The organism is Pectobacterium versatile, from assembly GCF_020166435.1.
Taxonomy (GTDB): Bacteria; Pseudomonadota; Gammaproteobacteria; order Enterobacterales; family Enterobacteriaceae; genus Pectobacterium; species Pectobacterium versatile.
This window is the reverse complement of the sequence record NZ_JAINZP010000007.1, coordinates 142,153-162,215: the sequence shown is the minus strand read 5'-3', so window position 1 is coordinate 162,215 and position 20,063 is coordinate 142,153. Positions and strand designations below refer to the sequence as shown.

Below are 20,063 nucleotides of genomic sequence, written 5' to 3'. Positions count from 1 at the left end.
TCGTTAACGTAATACGCCAGCACGGTTTTCCGTGCTGGCGCTCATCACCAACAACGCCCCACAAGGCAACAAAAGGATCAGGCCATGAACGCCGATATGCTGCACGAGATTATTTTCTACGTCATGTACGCCTCACTGGTGATCGCCCTGATGATCATCATCGAACGCAGTCTCTATTTTTCCTATACGCATCGGCAAGCTAAGCGTCTGGAACGCGCGCTGACGGCGGATATTCGCCACGTTCACGATCTGCCGGACGCACTGACTCAGCGCCCCAGTCTGCCAATCGCTGTCGTCACGCCGGTTCTGGCACAGTCGCATCAGGCAGAAAACCGCGATGCGCTTAACGACCTGATCGACACACAATATCTGCAAAGTAAGCCGCAGCTGTCGCGCGGATTGTGGGTTCTGGAAACCGTCGTCACCGCAGCACCGTTACTGGGGCTGCTCGGCACCATCATGGGGATCATCGAAACTTTCAAAGCCCTGTCCGCCGCGGGAATCTCCGACCCAAGTCAGGTTTCCGCCGGCATGGGAACCGCGCTGTACGCCACCGGGCTGGGCATCGCCATCGCGCTGGTTTGCCTGCTGGGGAACAATTTCCTGCAAAGCCGAATGGAACACATCAACGAAATGCTGAAAGTCCTGCTGATTCGCGCCGGAATGCCGCATACTCGTCAACAGAAAGCGGGCTCCGCTGTAACGCACAGTGCCGTTACGGACAATGCAATGACAGACAAAGCGATAGCGGAGAAGCGCTATGCTTAATCGTTGTGGTTTCACCCATCCGGGGCAGCGCTGGAAGCATTGCATCAACACACTACTGGCAGGAGGCGTATTGTTTATTGTGAGTGCGTCAGCTCATGCCGACACTAGCGGCTATAGCATTCCCGGCTATGAATTAGTGTATGACGCCCCGGTGGAAACCACGCTGACCGCCCCCGATTTACGCCCCAGCGACGCGGTGTGGATATCGCTGTTTGATAACGCACAGCACACCATTGAACTGGGCCAATTCTATGTCGCTAATCAGGCTGGAACACGCTTCGATAACGTCTTACAGCATCTGCGTGCCGCCGGAGAACGCGGCGTGCGAATCCGCCTGCTGCTTGAAGAAAAAGGGCTAAAAATTTCCACGCAGGACACGCTGGAACAGCTCAAAACGATTCCGAATCTGGAGCTGCGCGTAATCCCCTTTGAACGCCTGAGCGGCGGTATTGTGCACGCTAAATATCTGCTGGTTGATGGCAAACAGGCCTACATGGGCAGCCAGAATCTTGACTGGCGGGCGCTGGAGCACATTCACGAAACGGGGTTATTAATCGACGATCCCCGCGTGGTGACTCAGATTAGCGCCATTTTTGAACAAGACTGGCTGGCGCAAGCGCGACTGACCCACGGCGAAACCGTTGCGCCGCTGCCCGCAGCAACGCAACCCGCTGACCGTTCGGGCAACTATCTGGTTGCCAGCCCCAAAGCATTCAACCCCGCTGGCGTGATAGATTCCGAAGAAGAACTCCCTCGTTTGCTGGCCGAAGCCCAACAGCAGGTTCGCATTCAGGTGATGGATTACGTCCCGCTCTCTTACGGCCCGGATAAAACGCGCCCCTACTACGCGGTGATCGATAACGCGATTCGCACCGCCGCCGCACGCGGCGTCCAGATCGAGCTGATGGTGTCCGAATGGAGCACCAAAATGCCGAATATCGCTTACCTGAAAAGTCTGGCCGTGCTACCCAACATTCAGATAAAAACGGTCTCAATACCGCAAGCCAGCAGCGGCTTCATCCCGTTTGCCCGCGTGATCCACAGTAAGATCATGACCATCGACGGCCAAAAAGCCTGGATAGGCACCAGCAACTGGAGCGGCGGCTATCTGGATAACTCGCGCAATTTGGAGATGGTGATTCAGAACCCAGCGATGGCGCAGCGGGTAGACATGCTCTATACACAACTGTGGAACAGCGAGTACGCGCATCCTTTGCGCATTGATTATGATTATCCTCAGCTCAATCCGGGTGGTATCACTTCATCCACGACAGGCGGCACGGTCACCGCACCGTAGCCACAACCCGAATGACATTTGATGGGGAATAGCATGAAACACACATTGTTAGCACTGCTGGTTGCCGAATTTCTGCGGAGATTTAGAGGAACCATTTTCTCCCTGAGTTCATCGCTTATACACTAAAACTAATGTCTGCCATTTTTAGCCCTCAGGAGTGATCACTATTTATTAATGAACACTCCTTTTGGGAGTGGCTATTAATTCACTGACTTCTGGCGCTGATAATTAACAACCACAACCCCAGTTTCAATTAACTCTGGATATTTTGATGTACATGCAGCAATATCGATTACCTTAATGTCATTTGGGGTATTAACAATTAGATAGTTCATAAGAATATAAGCAGTAGACGCTAAAAGAAGTCGATCATTAGTACGAGTTTCTTTGAATATGGTATCAAACGATTTAAAGATAATATCCAATGTATCTTTATCAAGATGAGGATTATAAATACCCAGTGCTGTTATGCAGTCCCTCCCCCCATAACTCATCGATGTTAATGGCTTTTTATCGCACATGTTTCTGCAGATTTCCTCTCTGCAACGCATTAACACATTGTCAGAAACACTATCACATTCGTAGTATTTCGTTCCTACCTCAATGAAATTACAAAAAGGTGTATTTTCACATGCTTTAAGATGTTGTATAGCTTGTGATAAACTATCCGATACATCCTCATAAAGAAATTCCTTGACATGTTTAAACATTGGGAAATGTCTTTTCATTATTTTTCCAGAAAAATTATTTTTTACTAGTTCATCACATATAAATCCAATAGATTTCAAATCTGCCTTCATCGTTTCAGATGAATTACGAAAATTATTATAATCTGTAGCATTAAGTTCGAATGCAATTTTTTCTTTTATTTCGACAGGTAGGTTACTGATATGATCTAGTTTATGAACAAAACCCGACTGCCCTTCTACTGATGTTGGTTGGCTACCTTGATTAAATGATATTGGTGTATTGTTTTTGCTATTTGATATGTTATGTAACATTTATTTTATCCTATTTAATAAATATATACCCAATAGTTACATAAAAATATAATACACTCTTTCAAAAAATGGTCATGTATTCAATGTGTATATCAGATCATTGTAGATAATGTTCACGCTCGATGAATGTACCGATTATGTTGTCATGCATTTCCACTGATTTTGAGTACCCAAGAGTTTTGCGATTCAGTCGTTTTAACCGATTGCGAAGATTCAGGTTTTCGCGCTCAATCTGCTGCGTGTAAAGCTTGCCAGTTATGTATTTTTTATCCGGCAACATTTCAGTTATCTGTACACCAGAAAGCTACGCTGAAGCCTGAAAGCAAACCTAGTAGTTTGGTGCAACGTCTTTTTGTTCCGCCCCCCAAAGCATGGGCAATGATTCGTTTGAGGCTAGGTTCCCACGCATACCACAACCAGCGTTGCTGCTTTTTGTTGCAAACAAATGATCACATTTCATCAACTTCGCAGATAAGCTAAATCTAGAGATTGTCCAGCGAAAGTGTGGTTACACATCGCGCGCGAGTTTTTTAAGGTGCGCACAACAGCATTAATGCTGATATGTAACGCCCGATCAGTATCACGAATGCAGGCATTGTTCATAGCAAGGTCAACAATTTGTTCTTTCATGCCGTGCTGGCAGGCGCAATACGCATAGTCGAGCTGGAAAGTACGGCAGCATGACTGATAGCGAGAGCGCTGGTATCCAGCATTACCCATACCATGCTTTTTAACTGCGTCGGTACATTCACAAAAAGGACATTTCACGTCAACCTGAGCCATCAACTCCACACCTGAAATCGCTCATTTTACAGGGGCATCAACGAATTGAATACATGACCTTCATTTGGAAGTGGTTCTTAATGCACTGACTCATTCCGCGAAGTAATCAAGTGTCATTCTCCCAGTTTCAATTAACTCTGGATATTTTGATGTACACGCAGAAATATCGCTTACCTTAATGTTATTTGGAGTTTTATCAATTAGTCCTTTCATTAAGGTATAAGCGCTAGCTGCAAAAAAAAGCCGATCGTTGGTGCTAATTTCTTTGAAAATGGTGTCAAACGATTTAAATATAATATCCAGAATATCCTTATTAATATCAATACTATTAAATTCCAGTGATAGTAACTCCACACCTACCTCTCCTGAATTCTTACGAAGAAAAAGCATTCCTGGTTTATTATTGCAATTATTACCGGATGCCTTCATTTTGAAACGCATTAATAAATCACCATACTTCTTATTATTTTTATAGCATTGTGTTTTTAATTCAAAAGGATAAACACCTTCAGACATTTCAAGTCCTTGTATAGCTAGTGATAAATCATCTGACATATCATTTTTAATGAGTTCATCTATTTGTTTACGGAAAATTGACAAATACTGCTCTCTTACCTCTCCAATACATTTGTTCTCCATTAACTCATTACAGATAAAACTAATAGATTTCAAACTCGTCTTCATCAACTCAGATGAATTACGTAAATTATTATAATCCGTAACATTAAGTTTGAATGCGATTTTTTCTTTTATTTCAATAGGTAGATTGCTGATATAATCTAGTTTATTAACAATCCGCCCCCCTTCTGTTGATACTAATTGACTATCTTGACACAATAATATCGGTGCATTGGTTTTACTATTTGATACTTCATTTAACATTTTTAATATCCTATTTAATAATAGGCGTTCAATAGTCACATAAAAATGTTATGCATTCTTTCAAAAAACATCCATAATTTATATATCTCTATTTTAACTTACTCTGCGAGGGCGAGCTGAATAACATTTCTCTTGGGCGTTTACCATATCCGACCACTCACTATATGAAAGGCTGATATGATTATTTCAAAATCTATGATGAAGTCTTGAGCAGCAGTGAAATTGCGGTGTTATCGCGCTGAGTGAGCAAACCATCACAGTATGGGCACGTAAGCACCATGCTGTGATAGCAGCCAGAAAATAGGGCAGCCTCATCCATTCGCTGAGGACAATGGTTCAGCGAGTGCTTCCCACCAGATTATTCAACGCAATAGCTACTCAGGCGTGCTCGAACCAGTCGCTATTCTGTTGCGCAATCGGCGTGATCGAATAGATCATTTCCTGCAAATGCTCACGAATCGCTTTTTCTGCGGCATCGGGATCGCGCGCTTTCAGGGCGCTAAAAATCAGGTAGTGCTGCTGGATCAGGCTGGTTGGTGGTGAAACCTGGCTCAAGCTGAGAAAACGCACGCGGTCCATCGTCGCTTTAATCGACTCGATGGTTTCCCACGCCAGCGGACAGTTGGCAATCTGCGTCAAAAGCTGGTGGAAACTGTCGTCAAGGCTGAGAAACTCCCGCACCTGCTCATTCTGCGCGGCCAGTTCCTGACGGCGTAAGTTGTGCTCCAGCGTCAACAGCTGTTCTTCCGTCACCATTTCTGCCGCCCGGCGCACAATCGCACATTCCAGCGCCTGACGGATAAAGCGGGCATCCGCCACGCGCTGCTCGGAGATTTTCATCACAAACGTGCCGCGCTGCGGCATAATTTGCACCAGCCCGGCCTCTGCCAGCTTGATAAAAGCCTCTCTGACCGGCTGGCGGGACACATCAAAACGCACGGAAATTTCTTTTTCAGACAGCAGTTTACCCGGCGGAATATTGCATTCCACAATGTCTTTGCGCAGTACGCGATAAATTTGCTGATTGACTGGTTCGTTGTTGTTGATCTGAAAAGAGGTATCCATGCCGCTGTGCTTACCCGAGAAATTTACCGCTTATGATACACGCTTAGCGCAGCGAGTGTCAGTGTTACAACGCCTGTCGTGGTAAGAGTGGGAGACACAGGGCAAGGCATCATCGGCACTCACCTCATCCTGTGTTGATTTATGATTACGGCATATCAATACAGTCACACGACGGCCGTCGCCGCCGCCCTTTCGTCCTACCAGTCGGTACCCTGCAATGTTCCTTTCACGCCCTTCGCTAACAGCGACAGGTAGTGCTGCGTCACCGCATCAACAAAGACAGGATTCTTCGGTAAGTCCTCACCAAAAATCGCCGTCAGCGTCAGCAATGCCGCGACTCGGCTTTCACCTTCCGGGCTACGTTGCACCGTTTCCGCGATCAAGTCTTTCAGCGGATCGCTAATTTCAATCGGTTGTCCTTGCTCATCCACACCGCCGACATAGCGCATCCACCCTGCCACGCCAAGCGCCAGCGCATCAAAACGGCTGCCGCGAGCCAGATGCCAGCGGATCGAATCCAACATCCGCTGTGGCAATTTCTGCGAACCGTCCATCGCAATCTGCCAGGTACGGTGTTTTAACGCACGGTTGCGATAGCGATCCAACAGCGCATCCGCATAGGCGGCGAGATCGACCCCCTGTGTACGCAGCGTTGGAGCCTGTTCACGCAGCATCAGATGATGCGCCGCCGCGACCAGTTCGCTGTCCTGCATGCACTCGCTGATATGTTGATAGCCAGCAAGGTAGCCAAGATACGCCAGAAACGAGTGGCTACCGTTCAGCATACGCAGCTTCATTTCCTCAAACGGCAGGACATCCTGTACCAGCTCCGCGCCCGCTTTTTCCCACGCAGGACGGCCGTTGACGAAGTTATCTTCAACCACCCACTGGAAGAACGGTTCACAGGCGATCCCCGCGGGGTCGGCTACACCCAGCTGTCCCTGAATTGTCTCCAACGTTTCCCCGGTGATAGCTGGAACAATCCTGTCCACCATCGTGGACGGAAAGGTGACGTGCTGTTCAATCCAGCGCGCCAGTTCGACATCCTGCAACTCGGCCAGTTGCACGATCACGTTGCGCGTGACGTGCCCGTTTTCCGGCATATTGTCGCAGGACATCACGCTGAATGCCGGTAGCTGGCGTTCCCGTCTGCGTTTGATGGCAGCCAGAATCACACCGGGCAGGGAGCGTGGTTCTGCGGGTAACCCCAGATCGTGGCAAATCAGCGGATGTTCACTATTCAACTGCCCCGTCGCCGGATGGTGGCAATAGCCTTTCTCCGTGACGGTAATCGACACAATGGCGATATCCGGCGCGCTTAGCGCTTCCAGTACAGCCTCGATACCTTCGACTTCCGCATGCAGCGCGCGGGTTGCTACGCCAATGACTCGGCTATTCCAGCCGCTGTCCGCCATTTCGGACACCGACCACAGCAAATCCTGCTGGCGAATGGCTTCAATCTGCTGCTCACCGCCAATCAGGTTGATTTCGCAATAGCCCCAGTCGCTACCGTGCTCCGCCGCCAGTTTATCGGCACAGACCGCCTGATGCGCCCGGTGGAATGCGCCAAAGCCAATATGCGCAATACGTGTTTTTAGCAGGCGTCGGTCGTAACGCGGCACCACAACCTGCGGTTTAAGAGTAGAAAATTCACTGATACTCATCGTTATCCCTGATAGGTGATTCAAAAAATATGTCAACTGCTGGAAACCTGAGAGGAACGGGGATAATGGGTAGATCGTAAAGACGCTGTGAATACATCCCTGTACGCTCGGATTGCGCGAATATGAATCTCATCCCTGAGATTCACCCTTTCAGGGCCGTCGCAAGCAACGTTCAAAAACGTTCCTGACGTTTTTGTCCATGGCGCAAACGCTTTACTCTTCTATCCCATTATCCCCGTTTTCGCTCCGCAAACAGGAGCGCAGTGGTGTTCTGTTATACCGCGTCGTCTAATGCATCCAAGTCACGGTCTTTCACTTCCGGCATACAGATAGCCGCGAATAAACCAATCACCGAGTAAGCAATCATCATCACGACAATCGGCCACCAGGAACCGGTCATGTTGCAGAAAATACCCGCTAACACCGGGCCAAAACCAACGGCAACCAGGCCGCCCGTTTCTTTGGCAATCGCCATTTGCGTAAAGCGGCTGCGCCCACCGAATATTTCCGCCATGGTGATGTTTTCCAGCGCAAATAACCCCAGCACCGCAAAGTTATGAATAATGATAATACTGACAACAATCACGTTAACGCTATTCTCTTTATCGACGATAAGAGAGAGCATTGGGTAGGCTAACAATATCGCCGAGATATTCAGAATAATATACGGTACGCGGCGACCAATTTTATCCGAGAGCCAGCCTAATAATGGAATCGTGATAAAACCAATAATGGAGCTGATCATCAATGCATCAGTAGGAATAGATTTATTGAACAAGAGCGTTTGGACTAAATACCCCGCGAGGAAAGTCTGAATTAACCCTGAATTTCCCGCCTGTCCGAAGCGTAATCCTGTTGCCAGCCAAAACGCCTTGCTTTTGAACATGGACAGTACTGATTTTTGCTCGCTTTGCTCAACCACCAGAGCCGGTGACGACTCTTCAGTACCAGAGACATCATTACTCACTTTTTCAAAGACCGGGCTTTCTTTCAGGTTCATACGCAGCCAGATCGCGAAGATCATCACGACGACACTGGCCAGGAACGGTACACGCCAGCCCCACGCCAGTAGCTCTTCTCTTGAGAGGGCAAAAAACATGACGGCCCAGATAGCCGTAGCGCTGAGCGTGCCACAGTTGGTACCCATTGCCACCAGAGAGGAAATAATCCCGCGTTTCCCTTTCGGCGCGTATTCAGCCAGCATGGTACCGGCACCGGAAATCTCGGCTCCCGCTCCTAATCCCTGCACGATACGCAAGGTCACCAGCAAGATGGGCGCGAAAATACCAATCTGTGCGTAGGTCGGCAACACGCCAATTAACGTAGTACAGATCCCCATCATGGTAATGGTGATAAACAGCACTCTCTTTCTGCCGATGGAGTCCCCCATACGGCCGAAAATAAAGGCACCAACGATACGTGCGACATAGCCTGCGCCGTAGGTTCCCATTGCCAGAATCAGCGCCATTGCCGCCGATTGTTCAGGGAAGAATATTTCATGGAAAACCAATGCCGCACCGAGCGAATACAGTTGGAAATCCATGAATTCTAATGCGGTGCCCAGCCAGCCGGATACTGCCGCCTTGACTAAATCCTTGGTACTTCTTACAGGCTTATCTTGTCCAGATGCTATTTGCGTATTCATATATACTCTCGACGATTTGTAATTATGGTAGAGCACAGTAAGTAAAATTACCGTTCATCATGGTGTCGCAATCCACTCCAGTCCGTTATTGACGATCTGGAGTGATTAAGAGAGAAATAATTACTTCAAAGGAATCATTATATTATTCTGTAGTCGATATAGTTTTTCCTTTTATATATCCCCTGTTGTTAATAACGTGTCATGCATCATTAAATGTCAGCAGGACTTTACAGCAGCGTTTTTGATCTTTTTCAAAGACCTCAATCGCCTGTACCACCTGCTGATAATCAAACCGATGGGTAATCAGTTTTGCTGGGTCGATACGCTTCTCTTTCAGCCACTCAATCACGATCGGGAATTTATTGGCATTCAAGCGCGATGAGAAAATGGAGATCTCTTTGCTGGTTATTCCCTGTTGGCTGACCTGACAAGGCTCGCTGGAAAAACCCATGATGGCGATGCGTGCCGCAGGAGACGCAATCGTAATCGCTTCCTGCAAAATAGACGGATGGCAGGCAGCATCAACAATCAGCGTAGGCTTGATATTCAGCGCTTCCAGCTCGTCTTTTAATGACAGCGATGCGTTGTTGATGACCCTGTCCGCTCCGCTGCGTAATGCCATATCCAGACGTTCAGGAATGCGATCGACGACAATGACTTCCTTCACGTTGAACACGCCTTTCAGCACCTGAACCGAGGTCAACCCCATCGGTCCCGCGCCATAAATCAGGGCGATATCCTGCTCCGTCGGCTTCACCTGTGCGGTCACGTTGGCTGAAATCGTGAAGGGCTCGACCATCACGGCGAACTCATCAGGGATCTCATCCGGGATGATGTGCGCGTTCTTCGCCGGTACGGCAGCGTACTCGCTGAACCCACCGTCACGGTGCACACCCAGCACCACCAGCGAGGTACAGACGTTCGGCTTGCCGATGGAGCAAGGGTAGCAATGGCCGCAGCTCACTACCGGGTCGACCGAGACACGTTCGCCCAGACGGGAAGCATCCACGCCCTCACCCACCGCCTCAATCACGCCGAAAAATTCATGCCCGATCACGCGCGGGTATTTGGCAAAAGGGTTATGCCCGCGATAGATGTGGCTATCCGAACCGCAGATACCCGCCAGCTTTACCTTCACCCGAACTTCACCTGCCGCGGGCTGCGGAATAGGACGTTCTTCAATCACCAGCTCATTCGGCTGCTGTATCACAATGCTTTTCATGTTTTGACCTCTGATTACCTATTCCACTCTTACCAATTCCACAACGTGCCGTCTTCCAGACGGGCAACCGGGAGATAAGCGGGGTCATAGGGGTATTTGGCCGCCAGCTTTTCATCGAACTCAATGCCTAACCCCGGTTTTTCGCCTGGGTGCATGTAGCCGTTATCGAATGTCCAGTTATGCGGGAATACTTCCAGCATTTGCTCCGAGTAACCCATGTATTCCTGCACGCCGAAGTTTGGCACCCAGAGGTCAAAATGCAGCGCCGCCGCCATGCAGATAGGCGACAGGTCCGACGGCCCGTGCGAACCGGTACGCACCTGATAGAGCGAGGCAAAGTCGGCGATGCGACGCATGCCGGTAATCCCGCCCGCGTGGGTAATCGTGGTACGGATGTAGTCGATGAGCTGTTCTTCGATCAGCTGCTTGCAATCCCAGATGCTGTTAAAGACTTCACCAACTGCAATCGGCGTAACCGTGTGCTGACGGATTAAACGGAAGCACTCCTGATTTTCCGCAGGCGTTGGATCTTCCATCCAGAACAGACGATAGTCCTCAATGCTTTTGCCAAAGCGCGCCGCTTCAATCGGCGTCAGGCGGTGGTGCATGTCGTGCAGCATGTGCTCGTTGAAGCCAAATTTGTCGCGCACCGCTTCGAACAGTTTCGGCGTGAAATCGAGGTATTTTTCCGTCGACCACAGCTGCTCTTCCGGCAAGTTGCCTTTCGTCGCCGGTTCATACGCCAGCCCTTTGCCTTTCGCCATGCCGTAGGTGGTTTTCATACCCGGCACACCGCACTGTACGCGAATCGCCTTGAAGCCCTCATCGCGATGCTTAGCGTAATCATCCAGCACTTCATCAATCGAGTGGCCCGTGGTGTGGCAATAGACCATGACGCCCGTGCGCGATGCCCCGCCCAACAGTTGGTAGAGCGGCATGTTGGCGGCTTTGGCCTTGATATCCCACAGCGCGGTGTCAACTGCCGAGATCGCGGACATCGTCACTGGACCACGACGCCAGTACGCGCCTTTGTAGAAATACTGCCAAATATCTTCGATCTGGTGCGCATCGCGGCCAATTAGCTGCGGACACACATGATCTTTGAGGTAAGAGGCGACCGGCAGCTCACGCCCGTTGAGCGTCGCATCGCCGAGGCCGGTTAATCCGCTATCTGTCGTAATTTTCAGGGTGACAAAGTTCCGTCCCGGACAGGTGACAAACACTTCAGCGCTGACAATCTTCACGTTACTTATCCTTCTGTGCATGTAGCCATTCGTTTATGCTGACTACCATACAAGTATATTAATCGAGATAATTTGAATCGCCTCACATTTATTCACATCTGCAACATTTATCTAAAATTCATGAAGAGCGGGAAGAAAAACCGGAGTGCGTCGGGGGAGCAGAACGTGGAGAGATAAAAGGTAGGCGGCAGCTTGTGCGGTCAATGCTCGCGCCACTATATGCGAGGCTGGTAGCGGTTCCGGTATTGAATCCCCCATAAAAAACGCCCAACATTCAGCTATCAAAAGGATTGTTTTACTGTCAAAGGAAAATGACGATGCCGGGTGCTGCCCGTAAAGGCGATGCAGTTCTACTTCATGATTGCCCCTGCCCCAATGCGCCGCATGGTCTCCATTCCCGAAAAATAGCCGAAGGCTCATCCAGCGTTATTATTAACGGCAAGCCTGCTGCGCGTATTGGAGATAGCATCAATTGTGGTGGTGTGATTATTTCCGGCAGTGGCAACGTTATTATTGGTGATACACCTTATCAATCTCCGGTTCAGGACTGTGCTAAACAGGCAGTATTAAGCCATGCACCGTTGCTGGCATTAACACCAATGCTGACCGTTCCTCCTGTTTACGCCAAATCTTGTTTACAGGATAAAGGTTGTATTGATGCAAGGACGGAAAAAGAGCCAGTCAAAAATTTCGGGGACATGGTGCTGTTTGCTCAGCCCGAACAAGACGATTGCTGTGGCTATGATTATCATTCTGCAAGTAATACGCATGAAGTTGTGCAACATGCACAGGCTACGAAGAAGAAAACAGCGGTATCAGAAACCGCAACATCTTCACCCAAGCCACCTCCTCCCAAACCTCTCCCACAAGAACCCTGGTATAAGACCCTGTTTGATTTGTTGGTCGCTGCTGATGACAAAACGCTTTCCCCAGTCCCCATTGCCAAACCGCTTATCGACCCGGTAGTCACAGAGAAACAGCAAGAGCCTGTCGCCAGTGCAGATGTCGGCTTACTGGCCGCGACGGGAGTCATGACACAAGTCTGGGGAGAATGGTCTCTAGGTGGCGTGCTGAGTGCGGCAAGAAGTGTGCCGTATATTGGCGCATTAGCCTCCGCGCTCTATATCCCGTCTGCGGGGAAAGGCAGTGATAAGGTTCCAGGACGAGATGAACACTGGCTGGAAGATGAGCTACGGCGTAAAGGCTGGGCGGGCGAAACGGCAACAACACGCGTCCGGTTTTTCTGGCGTCCTGATATTCATGGCAAGATGCAGGTATATGGTGTTCATACGGGGGAAGGAACACGCTATGAAGGCGTTCGCGTTGCCAACATGGTGTGGGATGCGAAGATTCAGGGCTATACCTTCACACCAGCGCCCGGCTTAGATGGCCCGACCATCACATGGACACCAAAAAAGCCTGATGGATCAGAGCCTGTAACGGATACCGGAAACCCGGTAAACCCCATAAGTCAACCAACCATCCTGATCTACCCTATCCCCGAGGATGAAATAGAAACGACCACGCTACCGTTTCCTGCAATAGATGAGCATGGTTTTAATGACTGGATCTTAGTATTCCCTGATGGGTCAGAGATAAAACCAATCTATGTTTATCTGCAATCAGCGCGGGATAAACCCGGCACCGTAACAGGAAAAGGTGAGGTATTGAGTAGTGAAGGTAAATGGCTGGAATCCGCCAGTTCAGGATTAGGCGCGCCAGTGCCTGTTCAGGTTGCAGATAAGCTGAGAGATCAAAAATTTGAACGCTTTGATGATTTTAGGGAAGCATTTTGGTTAGCCGTGGCAGAGTGTCCTGAATTAATGGTTCAATTCAGCAGGAATAATATAAGCAGAATGAAAAAAGGACTTTCGCCTCGAACGATTACGACAGAACAGGCAGGAAAGCGGCGTTCGTTTGAATTACATCATGTGGAATTAGTATCAGAAGGTGGGGATGTATATAATGTTGATAACATTAGAATTACAACCCCAAAAAATCATGTCAGCATTCACTCTATTCGGTAGGTGATAGTTATGAAGTTAAAAAACAAATTCTCAGAATATACGAAAGATGAATTTCTTAGCCTGATTACTGAAATATGTGACGCCAATGGAGGGGATGAATATCAAGATTCTTTAATGGAGCATTTGATTAACATCACCGGATATCCAACAGTTTCAGATGTTATCTATTACCCTAATGAGGGTGAAGATGATTCCCCGGAGGGCATTCTGAACACTATCGTTGAATGGAGAAAATCCCAAGGACTTCCGCTATTTAAAGATTCAAAGTAGCGTAGCCTGGCTACTACACATGGATTATGAATCTGACTGATTTGTATAGATAAAAAAATACCACAACCCTCTTGCTGCGTGATTAAAAAACGTTCAGCCTAAGCCAATCGAGGGGCCAACTATCAGGCGATCTGCACCTTCCAAACAAGGAAAATGCCTACCGAACGGGCTTGCTGTTGTAATCTTGCAGGAAATCCAGAAACAGGCGCACCATGGGAATGTTCGTGCTGCGTTTCAGATAGCTAATGGCGAAAGTCCTTTTCAGTTGCTCTTCCAGCGGAATCACCGCGACGTCGTAAGCGGTCAGGCTTTTGGCGACAGACGAACAGAGGAAGACCACGCCGGACAGGTTGATCACCAGATCCATAATGATGTCCATATTGCTGCATTCGCGAAAGTAGCTGGGGTTGATGCCCTGTCGAGTGAAGGATTCGGAAACAGCGGCATGTTCCCCCGTCCCTTTCTGCGGCACGATCAGCTTTTCTTTTACCAGCTGCGGCAAGCTAAGCATCTTACTGTCGGCAAGCGGGTGCGACCTTGCCATCACCGCAACAATGTCATCGATCTGACAAATGGTGTGATGAAACAACGGATCGGTCAGGTACTCATCAAAAGGCGTCGAGAAAGACAGGTGGATCTCGCCATTGCGCACCCTTTCCAGTAAATCGGTGCTTACGCCGTCAATGAAAGAGATATCGATATTGGGATAGGCCTTCTGAAACAGGTTAAACATGTTGTAGTGAGCCAGACGGTTAAAAATCGGGATCACGCCAACCAGTAACGCGCCATCCGTGCTTTCCTCATAGCTGCTGACGAACTGTTCCAGCTCATAATGCTCTTTAATCATCCCCTGAATTTTGTCAGCAAAGATCTCCCCGAATGGCGTCAGAGAAAACTGCCGGGTGGTTCGGTTAATCAGTTTTCTTTCCGTTTCAAGTTCCAGCCGTGCGATCTCCTGCGACAAAAAAGCCTGAGAGATATTCAGCGCCTTCGCCGCTTTAGTGAAACTCCCAACCCGGATGAGCTCCTGATAATAAATCACACGCTTTATGCTAAACATTGTTTTATATTACGCATCAACTGTCTCATTTATATACTCTAAATAATTCGAGTTTCAGGACAAAAACGGCAAGGCGTTTTTGAACAGCGCTTGCGCTGACCCCAAAGGGGTGAGGCCATAAGGCCGAATAACGCGGCAAGTGAAGGACAAATTCGTCGGGAACGAATTTGACCAGCCAACGGCTGGCCTTCGGTGAGAGACAGGACGTCTCTCATTTCATCCCGATGAGCTTACTCAAGTAAGTGATTCGGGTGACTAAACGCAGCCAACGCACATGCAACTTGAAGTATGACGAGTATAACCACCTGTAATAACAATTATAGGGACCTGTAAATAATCAAATGTGATTAGATGCACATTTAATTAATGAGAAATAGCGTTAATGACAGATATAGTCAACTTATTATCAAGGAGGATATAATTCATCACCTTAAGACAGTACACCTCATATCATTAAAGATTTTTTAATATTATTTTCACAACATGACATCGTTCTTCACAAACCTCACTAATTTACATGCTTCTAACAAAGGACTGAAAGTATGCACTATCCGAAAACAGCCAAAATAGTATTAGCTTCACTCACGATGATGAGTTCTACCGCAATCAATGCAGCACAGAACCAACATGAAATCACCGTAAAGCAGGAAACCACCTCGGTGAAGTTAATCTCTGACGTCGTTTATTCTCAGGTATCGATGCGCGGCTACCCTAACGTCGCATTAAAAATGGATATCCTTCAGCCTGAAGCAAAAACAGCACTTCCCGTCGTGTTATTCATTACCGGCGGCGGATTCATTAACGCCAATAAAGATAATTATCTACAACAGCGCCTTAGCCTTGCCGAAGCGGGTTATGTCGTTGCCAGTATGGAATACCGCGTCGCTCCTACCGTCCTTTTCCCCTCGCCGCTGGAAGATGTCAAATCCGCCATTCGCTATCTGCGCGCTAATGCGAAAAAGTTCGGTATTGACGGCCAACATGCCGCGGTTTTCGGTTCATCGGCGGGAGGGTATCTGGCGGCATTTTCCGGGGTGACCAATGGCTCACAAGCCTACGATAAAGGCGATAATCTCGACCAAAGCAGCGATGTCCAGGCTGTTATTGATTTCTATGGCTTATCCGATCTGACGCTCGTCGGTGAAGGATTCCCTGATGATGTCGTTCAGAAACACACCTCGCCTTCCGCGACAGAAGCTATCTGGGTCAACGGCACCGCAGTATTTAATGAAGGCGGCGCGATTACCCGCTCCCCCGAAAAAGCGGCTGCGGCAAACCCGATTAACTTTATCAGCGGCACCACGCCGCCGTTCCTGATTATGCACGGCACAAACGATACCTCGGTTTCTCCACGTCAGACTGAGAGACTGCATCAGGCTCTGACGGAGAAAAATATCGAATCCACCTACTACAGCGTTAAAGGCGCAGAGCACGGTGGGCCGCATTGGCTGCAACCGGACATCATGCAAATTACCGTGCGCTTTCTTGATAAGCACCTAAAACCCTGATGCTAGTTTAAAATCTATAGAATAGATTTCTTATTATTTATGTTGCATAAACGTTAGTGTAAAATAAGCACTAACGTTTTTATTTGTTGCAGAAAAAGAGACCTATCCATTCATCACCCTTTTATCCTCGCCTAAAAAAATGCGTAATCTGATACACATCAATTCTTCACATTTATCTTTCTCTGAAAAATAACCTGATAAAAAACCCTAGCAGAAACGCATCCCACTAAAAGGAGAAACTTATAAAAAATCATCTTCTAAATAAATAGCACAACAAAATGTCATTTATAACAAATCGGTATTTGTTATATACGGATATACAAAAAAATAAACGTGACCAAGCGCACATTTGGCTTTTTATTCCCATGCTCCAATAAAACCACAATAACAACGTGGCTTATTTATTATTTCCATCGTAATGATGGACCGCTATTTTCTATTAGCGCCACACTGCGAAATATTAACACGATGACGACATTAATAATGTCTATGACATCTTAGGGTATTCGCATGGCTATCACCTCAATGTGAAGATTTATGATATGGAAGAATTATCTCGCCGTCGTTTTATTGCCTATATGGGAAGTGCGATTGCCGTTAGTGGAAATATCGGTCTTGCACAAGCGCAAAATGAGCCAGAAAAAACGCTGGGTAAAGTAGCCATTAAATATGGCTTATTGCATAACGAAATGCGCTGTATCGGCTGCAAAGCCTGTATCAAGGCCTGCAAAGAGACGAATAGCGTTCCTGATGGCGTAACCCGGCTGGACATACTGCAAACCGTCGACATTCCCGCCGTCGAGAAAACGCGCGCCATCAAGCAATTTTTCCGTAAGTCCTGCCAGCACTGTGAGAATCCGCCCTGTGTTGCCGTCTGCCCGACCGGAGCCTCCTTCAAAGATGCGCTCACCGGCATTGTTGATGTGAACGATAAACGCTGCGTGGGCTGCCGCTACTGTATTGCCGCGTGTCCTTACCATGTGCGTTTCATCAATCCCGTCACGAAAACGGCGGACAAATGCAATTTTTGCAGGGAAACCAATCTGGCCGCCGGGAAGCAGCCCGCCTGCGTCGAAATCTGCCCCACTAAAGCGTTGGTATTTGGCGATCTCAACGACCCTGAAAGCAACATTGCCAAGATGATCGCGAGCAACGCGACCTACCGCTCCAAGGTCTATTTGGGCACTGAACCCCAGCTCTACCGTATGCCGGGGAAACGAGGAGAAATCGACAATGCATAATGCCTTCACATTCGACACGCTGGTATGGGATTGGCCCATCGCCGTTTATCTTCTTCTGGTTGGCATTTCCGCGGGAATGGTGTCGCTGTCTCTGCTCATCAGGCACTACGTTCCTACCGAATATCACGGCAGTAATCGCGTCATCAAAGCCACGGCTATCGTCGCACCGCTCGCCGTGATCCTCGGGCTGGGAATTCTGATTTTACACCTGACCAAACCCTTTACCTTTTGGTATTTGATGGTCTTTTACAACCCGCCCTCCATCATGTCGCTTGGTGTGATGCTCTTTCAGGTGTATTTCGTCGTGATGCTGTTATGGCTCATCACGCTTTATCATGATGGGTGGCTGACGCATCTTGAGACCGTCTGGCACCGGCCCGCACTGGCTGCTCGAGCGCGTAAGTTAACGACGATGATCGTCAAAAAGGCGGCGGTGATTGAAAACCTGTTGTTGGTGCTGGCAGTCCTGCTCGGTTGCTATACCGGTTTCCTGCTGTCCGCGCTGAAATCATTCCCGCTGTTGAATAACCCCGTTCTGCCCGTCCTGTTTCTGGTATCCGGCACCACCTCCGGCATTGCCGTCATGCTGCTGGCCAGTGCATGGGGCCGTAATACATCGGAGAATCCACGCTCCCTGCATTTCATCCACCGCGTGGAAACCCCAGTGGTGTATGCCGAACTGCTCCTGCTGTTCGCATTCTTTATCGGGCTGCTGCTTGGCGGCGGGCAAAAGGTTGTCGCCGCACAGACCGCACTGTCGGGTTTCTGGGGCGGTGTATTCTGGATTGGCATTATCGGCATCGGTATTGTGATCCCATTCATTGCCAATCAGGTGCGCAAGCCTTCCACTCATTCCGGCAAAGGCCAGTTGATTACGTTAGCGGCCATGAGCCTGTTCGGTGTGTTCCTGCTACGACTGTTCGTGCTTTATGCCGGACAAATGACGGTGGCCTGAATGAACACGTCATGGGTCTTATTCTGGATTGCTTCTGCCACCTTTTTCATGCAATCCCTGGATACCACCATGGTGTATGTCGCCATTCCTGCCATCGCGCAGTCGCTACACCAGCCGGTGTTGCATATGGAAACGATCGTGATCTCCTACATTGTCACGGTCGTCGCGTTTACGCCGGCCAATAGCTGGCTGGCGGAACGGCTAGGGGAACGGAAAACCTACCAGATTGCGATTGCCATTTTCACGCTCGGCTCGCTGCTGTGCATGACGGCAACCACACTCGGCAGCTTAAGCGTTTTCCGCTTTATACAAGGCATCGGCGGTGCGCTCATGCTGCCCATCATCAGAACCGTCATCTTGCGAACCACGCCGCAGAAGCTGAAATTACGCTTCCTGAATCGGGTGACCTTATTGGGATTACTCGGCACCCTAATCGGCCCCGTTTTCGGCAATATTCTGGTTAGCTTACTCTCGTGGCAGGCTATTTTCCTCGTTAATATCCCGCTGGCTTTACTCTGCTTTTTTCTGGCAACTCGATATATTCCTGTTGCTGCCATAAAAGAGACAACCCGAACGGGTGCCTATGAAGTCGCTTTTCCCATTTTGATGTTATTTCTCGTGGCCTTCATGTTAACCACCGCCACGAAAAATATCTTGCCAACGTTCGTCATGCTATTCCTGTCTTGCAGCACGCTGGGCTTGGTATTCATTTATTATCGGCAGCATCTCATTACAGAGACGGCATTATTCCCTCGCGCCCTGTTTGGCATCAGAACCTTTTCTGTCGGCGTTATTGGCGGCATCGCGACGCGAACACTACTGGCATCAACGCCCGTCGTGCTTTCGTTAATGCTGCAAACAACGCTGGCCTGCAAACCTGCGGAAACCAGCCTGATTCTGCTGCTTTTTTCCAGCGGTGCGCTGCTGTCAAAACTGCTGTTCGAGCCATTGGTCAAGCGTATTGGCTACCGTCGGCTATTGATGCTGACAACCAGCGTCACGTCGCTGTGTATTCTCGCCTTGAGTGTTGCCGTGCAAGAGAAATCGATGCTGCTCATCGGCATCATCGCCATGATGTTAGGCGTGCTGATTTCGACCTTATACTCAGCAGAAAGTACGCTGGCCTTTAGTAATCTAAATAACAGCACGTACCACAGCGGTAATAATCTGCTAACCATTAGCCAATTACTTTCCGTCATGCTCAGTATGACGCTGACATTTCCGATATTACGTTTTCTTTCTCAGTTTGAAATCCTCTTCAACCTTAATCATTTCAGCCTGTTGTTTTTATTACTCGGCATTGGCTTACCCCTTTGCTGCCTGATATTCAGGCACCTCAATAACGACGACGGTTATCACTTTATTCATGGGAGATAGCTTTATTTATGGGAAATAACGTGGCTATTCACCGTATTCATTCAAAAACTACTG

Annotated in this window: 16 protein-coding genes and 1 pseudogene; 8 read left to right on the top strand and 9 right to left on the bottom strand. The window is 48.6% G+C overall.

Features of this window, described 5'->3' with window-relative positions; genetic code table 11:
• Nucleotides 1–84: 84 nt before the first annotated feature.
• Both K7X24_RS10880 and K7X24_RS10875 read left to right on the top strand, forming a co-directional pair.
• Complete coding sequence (locus tag K7X24_RS10880; RefSeq protein ID WP_224554865.1) at nucleotides 85–768, top strand: MotA/TolQ/ExbB proton channel family protein; 684 nt, start codon at nucleotides 85–87, stop codon at nucleotides 766–768.
• Nucleotides 761–2,065, top strand: a complete 1,305-nt coding sequence (locus K7X24_RS10875) for a phospholipase D-like domain-containing protein (protein ID WP_198997271.1) — start codon at nucleotides 761–763, stop codon at nucleotides 2,063–2,065. The genes K7X24_RS10880 and K7X24_RS10875 overlap by 8 nt, the downstream gene beginning before the upstream one ends.
• Nucleotides 2,066–2,265: 200 nt before the next feature.
• Here the strand turns inward: K7X24_RS10875 and K7X24_RS10870 are convergent, their stop codons facing one another.
• From K7X24_RS10870 to manD, 8 genes and pseudogenes are all read right to left on the bottom strand, one after another.
• Nucleotides 2,266–3,066 (bottom strand): hypothetical protein, encoded by an 801-nt coding sequence (locus K7X24_RS10870; protein ID WP_224554863.1) that lies wholly within the window; start codon nucleotides 3,064–3,066, stop codon nucleotides 2,266–2,268.
• A 97-nt stretch (nucleotides 3,067–3,163) separates the two neighbouring features.
• Nucleotides 3,164–3,849 (bottom strand): annotated as a pseudogene (locus K7X24_RS10865) (IS1 family transposase).
• Nucleotides 3,850–3,939: 90 nt separating this feature from the next.
• Nucleotides 3,940–4,731 carry a hypothetical protein gene (locus K7X24_RS10860; protein ID WP_224554862.1) on the bottom strand — a complete coding sequence of 264 codons (792 nt, stop codon included), beginning with the start codon at nucleotides 4,729–4,731 and terminating at the stop codon, nucleotides 3,940–3,942.
• Nucleotides 4,732–5,109: 378 nt separating this feature from the next.
• Complete coding sequence (locus K7X24_RS10855; protein ID WP_010309278.1) at nucleotides 5,110–5,796, bottom strand: GntR family transcriptional regulator; 687 nt, start codon at nucleotides 5,794–5,796, stop codon at nucleotides 5,110–5,112.
• 197 nt (nucleotides 5,797–5,993) lie between these two features.
• Complete coding sequence (locus K7X24_RS10850) at nucleotides 5,994–7,460, bottom strand: mannitol dehydrogenase family protein (protein ID WP_224554859.1); 1,467 nt, start codon at nucleotides 7,458–7,460, stop codon at nucleotides 5,994–5,996.
• Between the two features lie 274 nt (nucleotides 7,461–7,734).
• Nucleotides 7,735–9,105, bottom strand: coding sequence for an MFS transporter (locus tag K7X24_RS10845; RefSeq protein ID WP_010309555.1), 1,371 nt, complete (start codon nucleotides 9,103–9,105; stop codon nucleotides 7,735–7,737).
• A 199-nt stretch (nucleotides 9,106–9,304) separates the two neighbouring features.
• Nucleotides 9,305–10,327 carry a Zn-dependent oxidoreductase gene (locus tag K7X24_RS10840; RefSeq protein ID WP_039507683.1) on the bottom strand — a complete coding sequence of 341 codons (1,023 nt, stop codon included), beginning with the start codon at nucleotides 10,325–10,327 and terminating at the stop codon, nucleotides 9,305–9,307.
• 29 nt (nucleotides 10,328–10,356) lie between these two features.
• Nucleotides 10,357–11,571, bottom strand: coding sequence for a D-mannonate dehydratase ManD (gene manD, locus K7X24_RS10835; protein ID WP_039283781.1), 1,215 nt, complete (start codon nucleotides 11,569–11,571; stop codon nucleotides 10,357–10,359).
• Between the two features lie 317 nt (nucleotides 11,572–11,888).
• Here manD and K7X24_RS10830 point away from each other — a divergent pair, with 317 nt between their 5' ends.
• Nucleotides 11,889–13,598 carry an S-type pyocin domain-containing protein gene (locus K7X24_RS10830; RefSeq protein ID WP_224554858.1) on the top strand — a complete coding sequence of 570 codons (1,710 nt, stop codon included), beginning with the start codon at nucleotides 11,889–11,891 and terminating at the stop codon, nucleotides 13,596–13,598.
• A 9-nt stretch (nucleotides 13,599–13,607) separates the two neighbouring features.
• Nucleotides 13,608–13,868: a bacteriocin immunity protein gene (locus K7X24_RS10825; RefSeq protein ID WP_103160955.1), complete on the top strand. Its 261-nt coding sequence runs from the start codon at nucleotides 13,608–13,610 to the stop codon at nucleotides 13,866–13,868.
• A 157-nt stretch (nucleotides 13,869–14,025) separates the two neighbouring features.
• On the opposite strand, the gene K7X24_RS10820 is transcribed toward K7X24_RS10825, so the two are convergent.
• A complete protein-coding gene (locus K7X24_RS10820; protein ID WP_224554856.1) occupies nucleotides 14,026–14,928 on the bottom strand; it encodes a LysR family transcriptional regulator in 903 nt (300 codons plus the stop codon).
• A gap of 542 nt (nucleotides 14,929–15,470) precedes the next feature.
• On the opposite strand from K7X24_RS10820, the gene K7X24_RS10815 reads away from it, so the two are divergent.
• The 4 genes from K7X24_RS10815 to K7X24_RS10800 all read left to right on the top strand — a co-directional run bounded on the left by K7X24_RS10815 (nucleotide 15,471) and on the right by K7X24_RS10800 (nucleotide 20,009).
• Nucleotides 15,471–16,436, top strand: coding sequence for an alpha/beta hydrolase (locus K7X24_RS10815; RefSeq protein ID WP_224554855.1), 966 nt, complete (start codon nucleotides 15,471–15,473; stop codon nucleotides 16,434–16,436).
• Nucleotides 16,437–16,978: 542 nt separating this feature from the next.
• Nucleotides 16,979–17,677 carry a 4Fe-4S dicluster domain-containing protein gene (locus tag K7X24_RS10810; RefSeq protein ID WP_103861297.1) on the top strand — a complete coding sequence of 233 codons (699 nt, stop codon included), beginning with the start codon at nucleotides 16,979–16,981 and terminating at the stop codon, nucleotides 17,675–17,677.
• Nucleotides 17,670–18,632: a cytochrome c nitrite reductase subunit NrfD gene (gene nrfD / locus K7X24_RS10805; protein WP_224554853.1), complete on the top strand. Its 963-nt coding sequence runs from the start codon at nucleotides 17,670–17,672 to the stop codon at nucleotides 18,630–18,632. Before K7X24_RS10810 ends, nrfD begins: the two co-directional genes overlap by 8 nt.
• The gene (locus K7X24_RS10800) at nucleotides 18,633–20,009 is read left to right on the top strand and encodes an MFS transporter (RefSeq protein WP_224554851.1); all 1,377 of its coding nucleotides are present in this window, start codon (nucleotides 18,633–18,635) and stop codon (nucleotides 20,007–20,009) included.
• Nucleotides 20,010–20,063 lie beyond the last annotated feature (54 nt).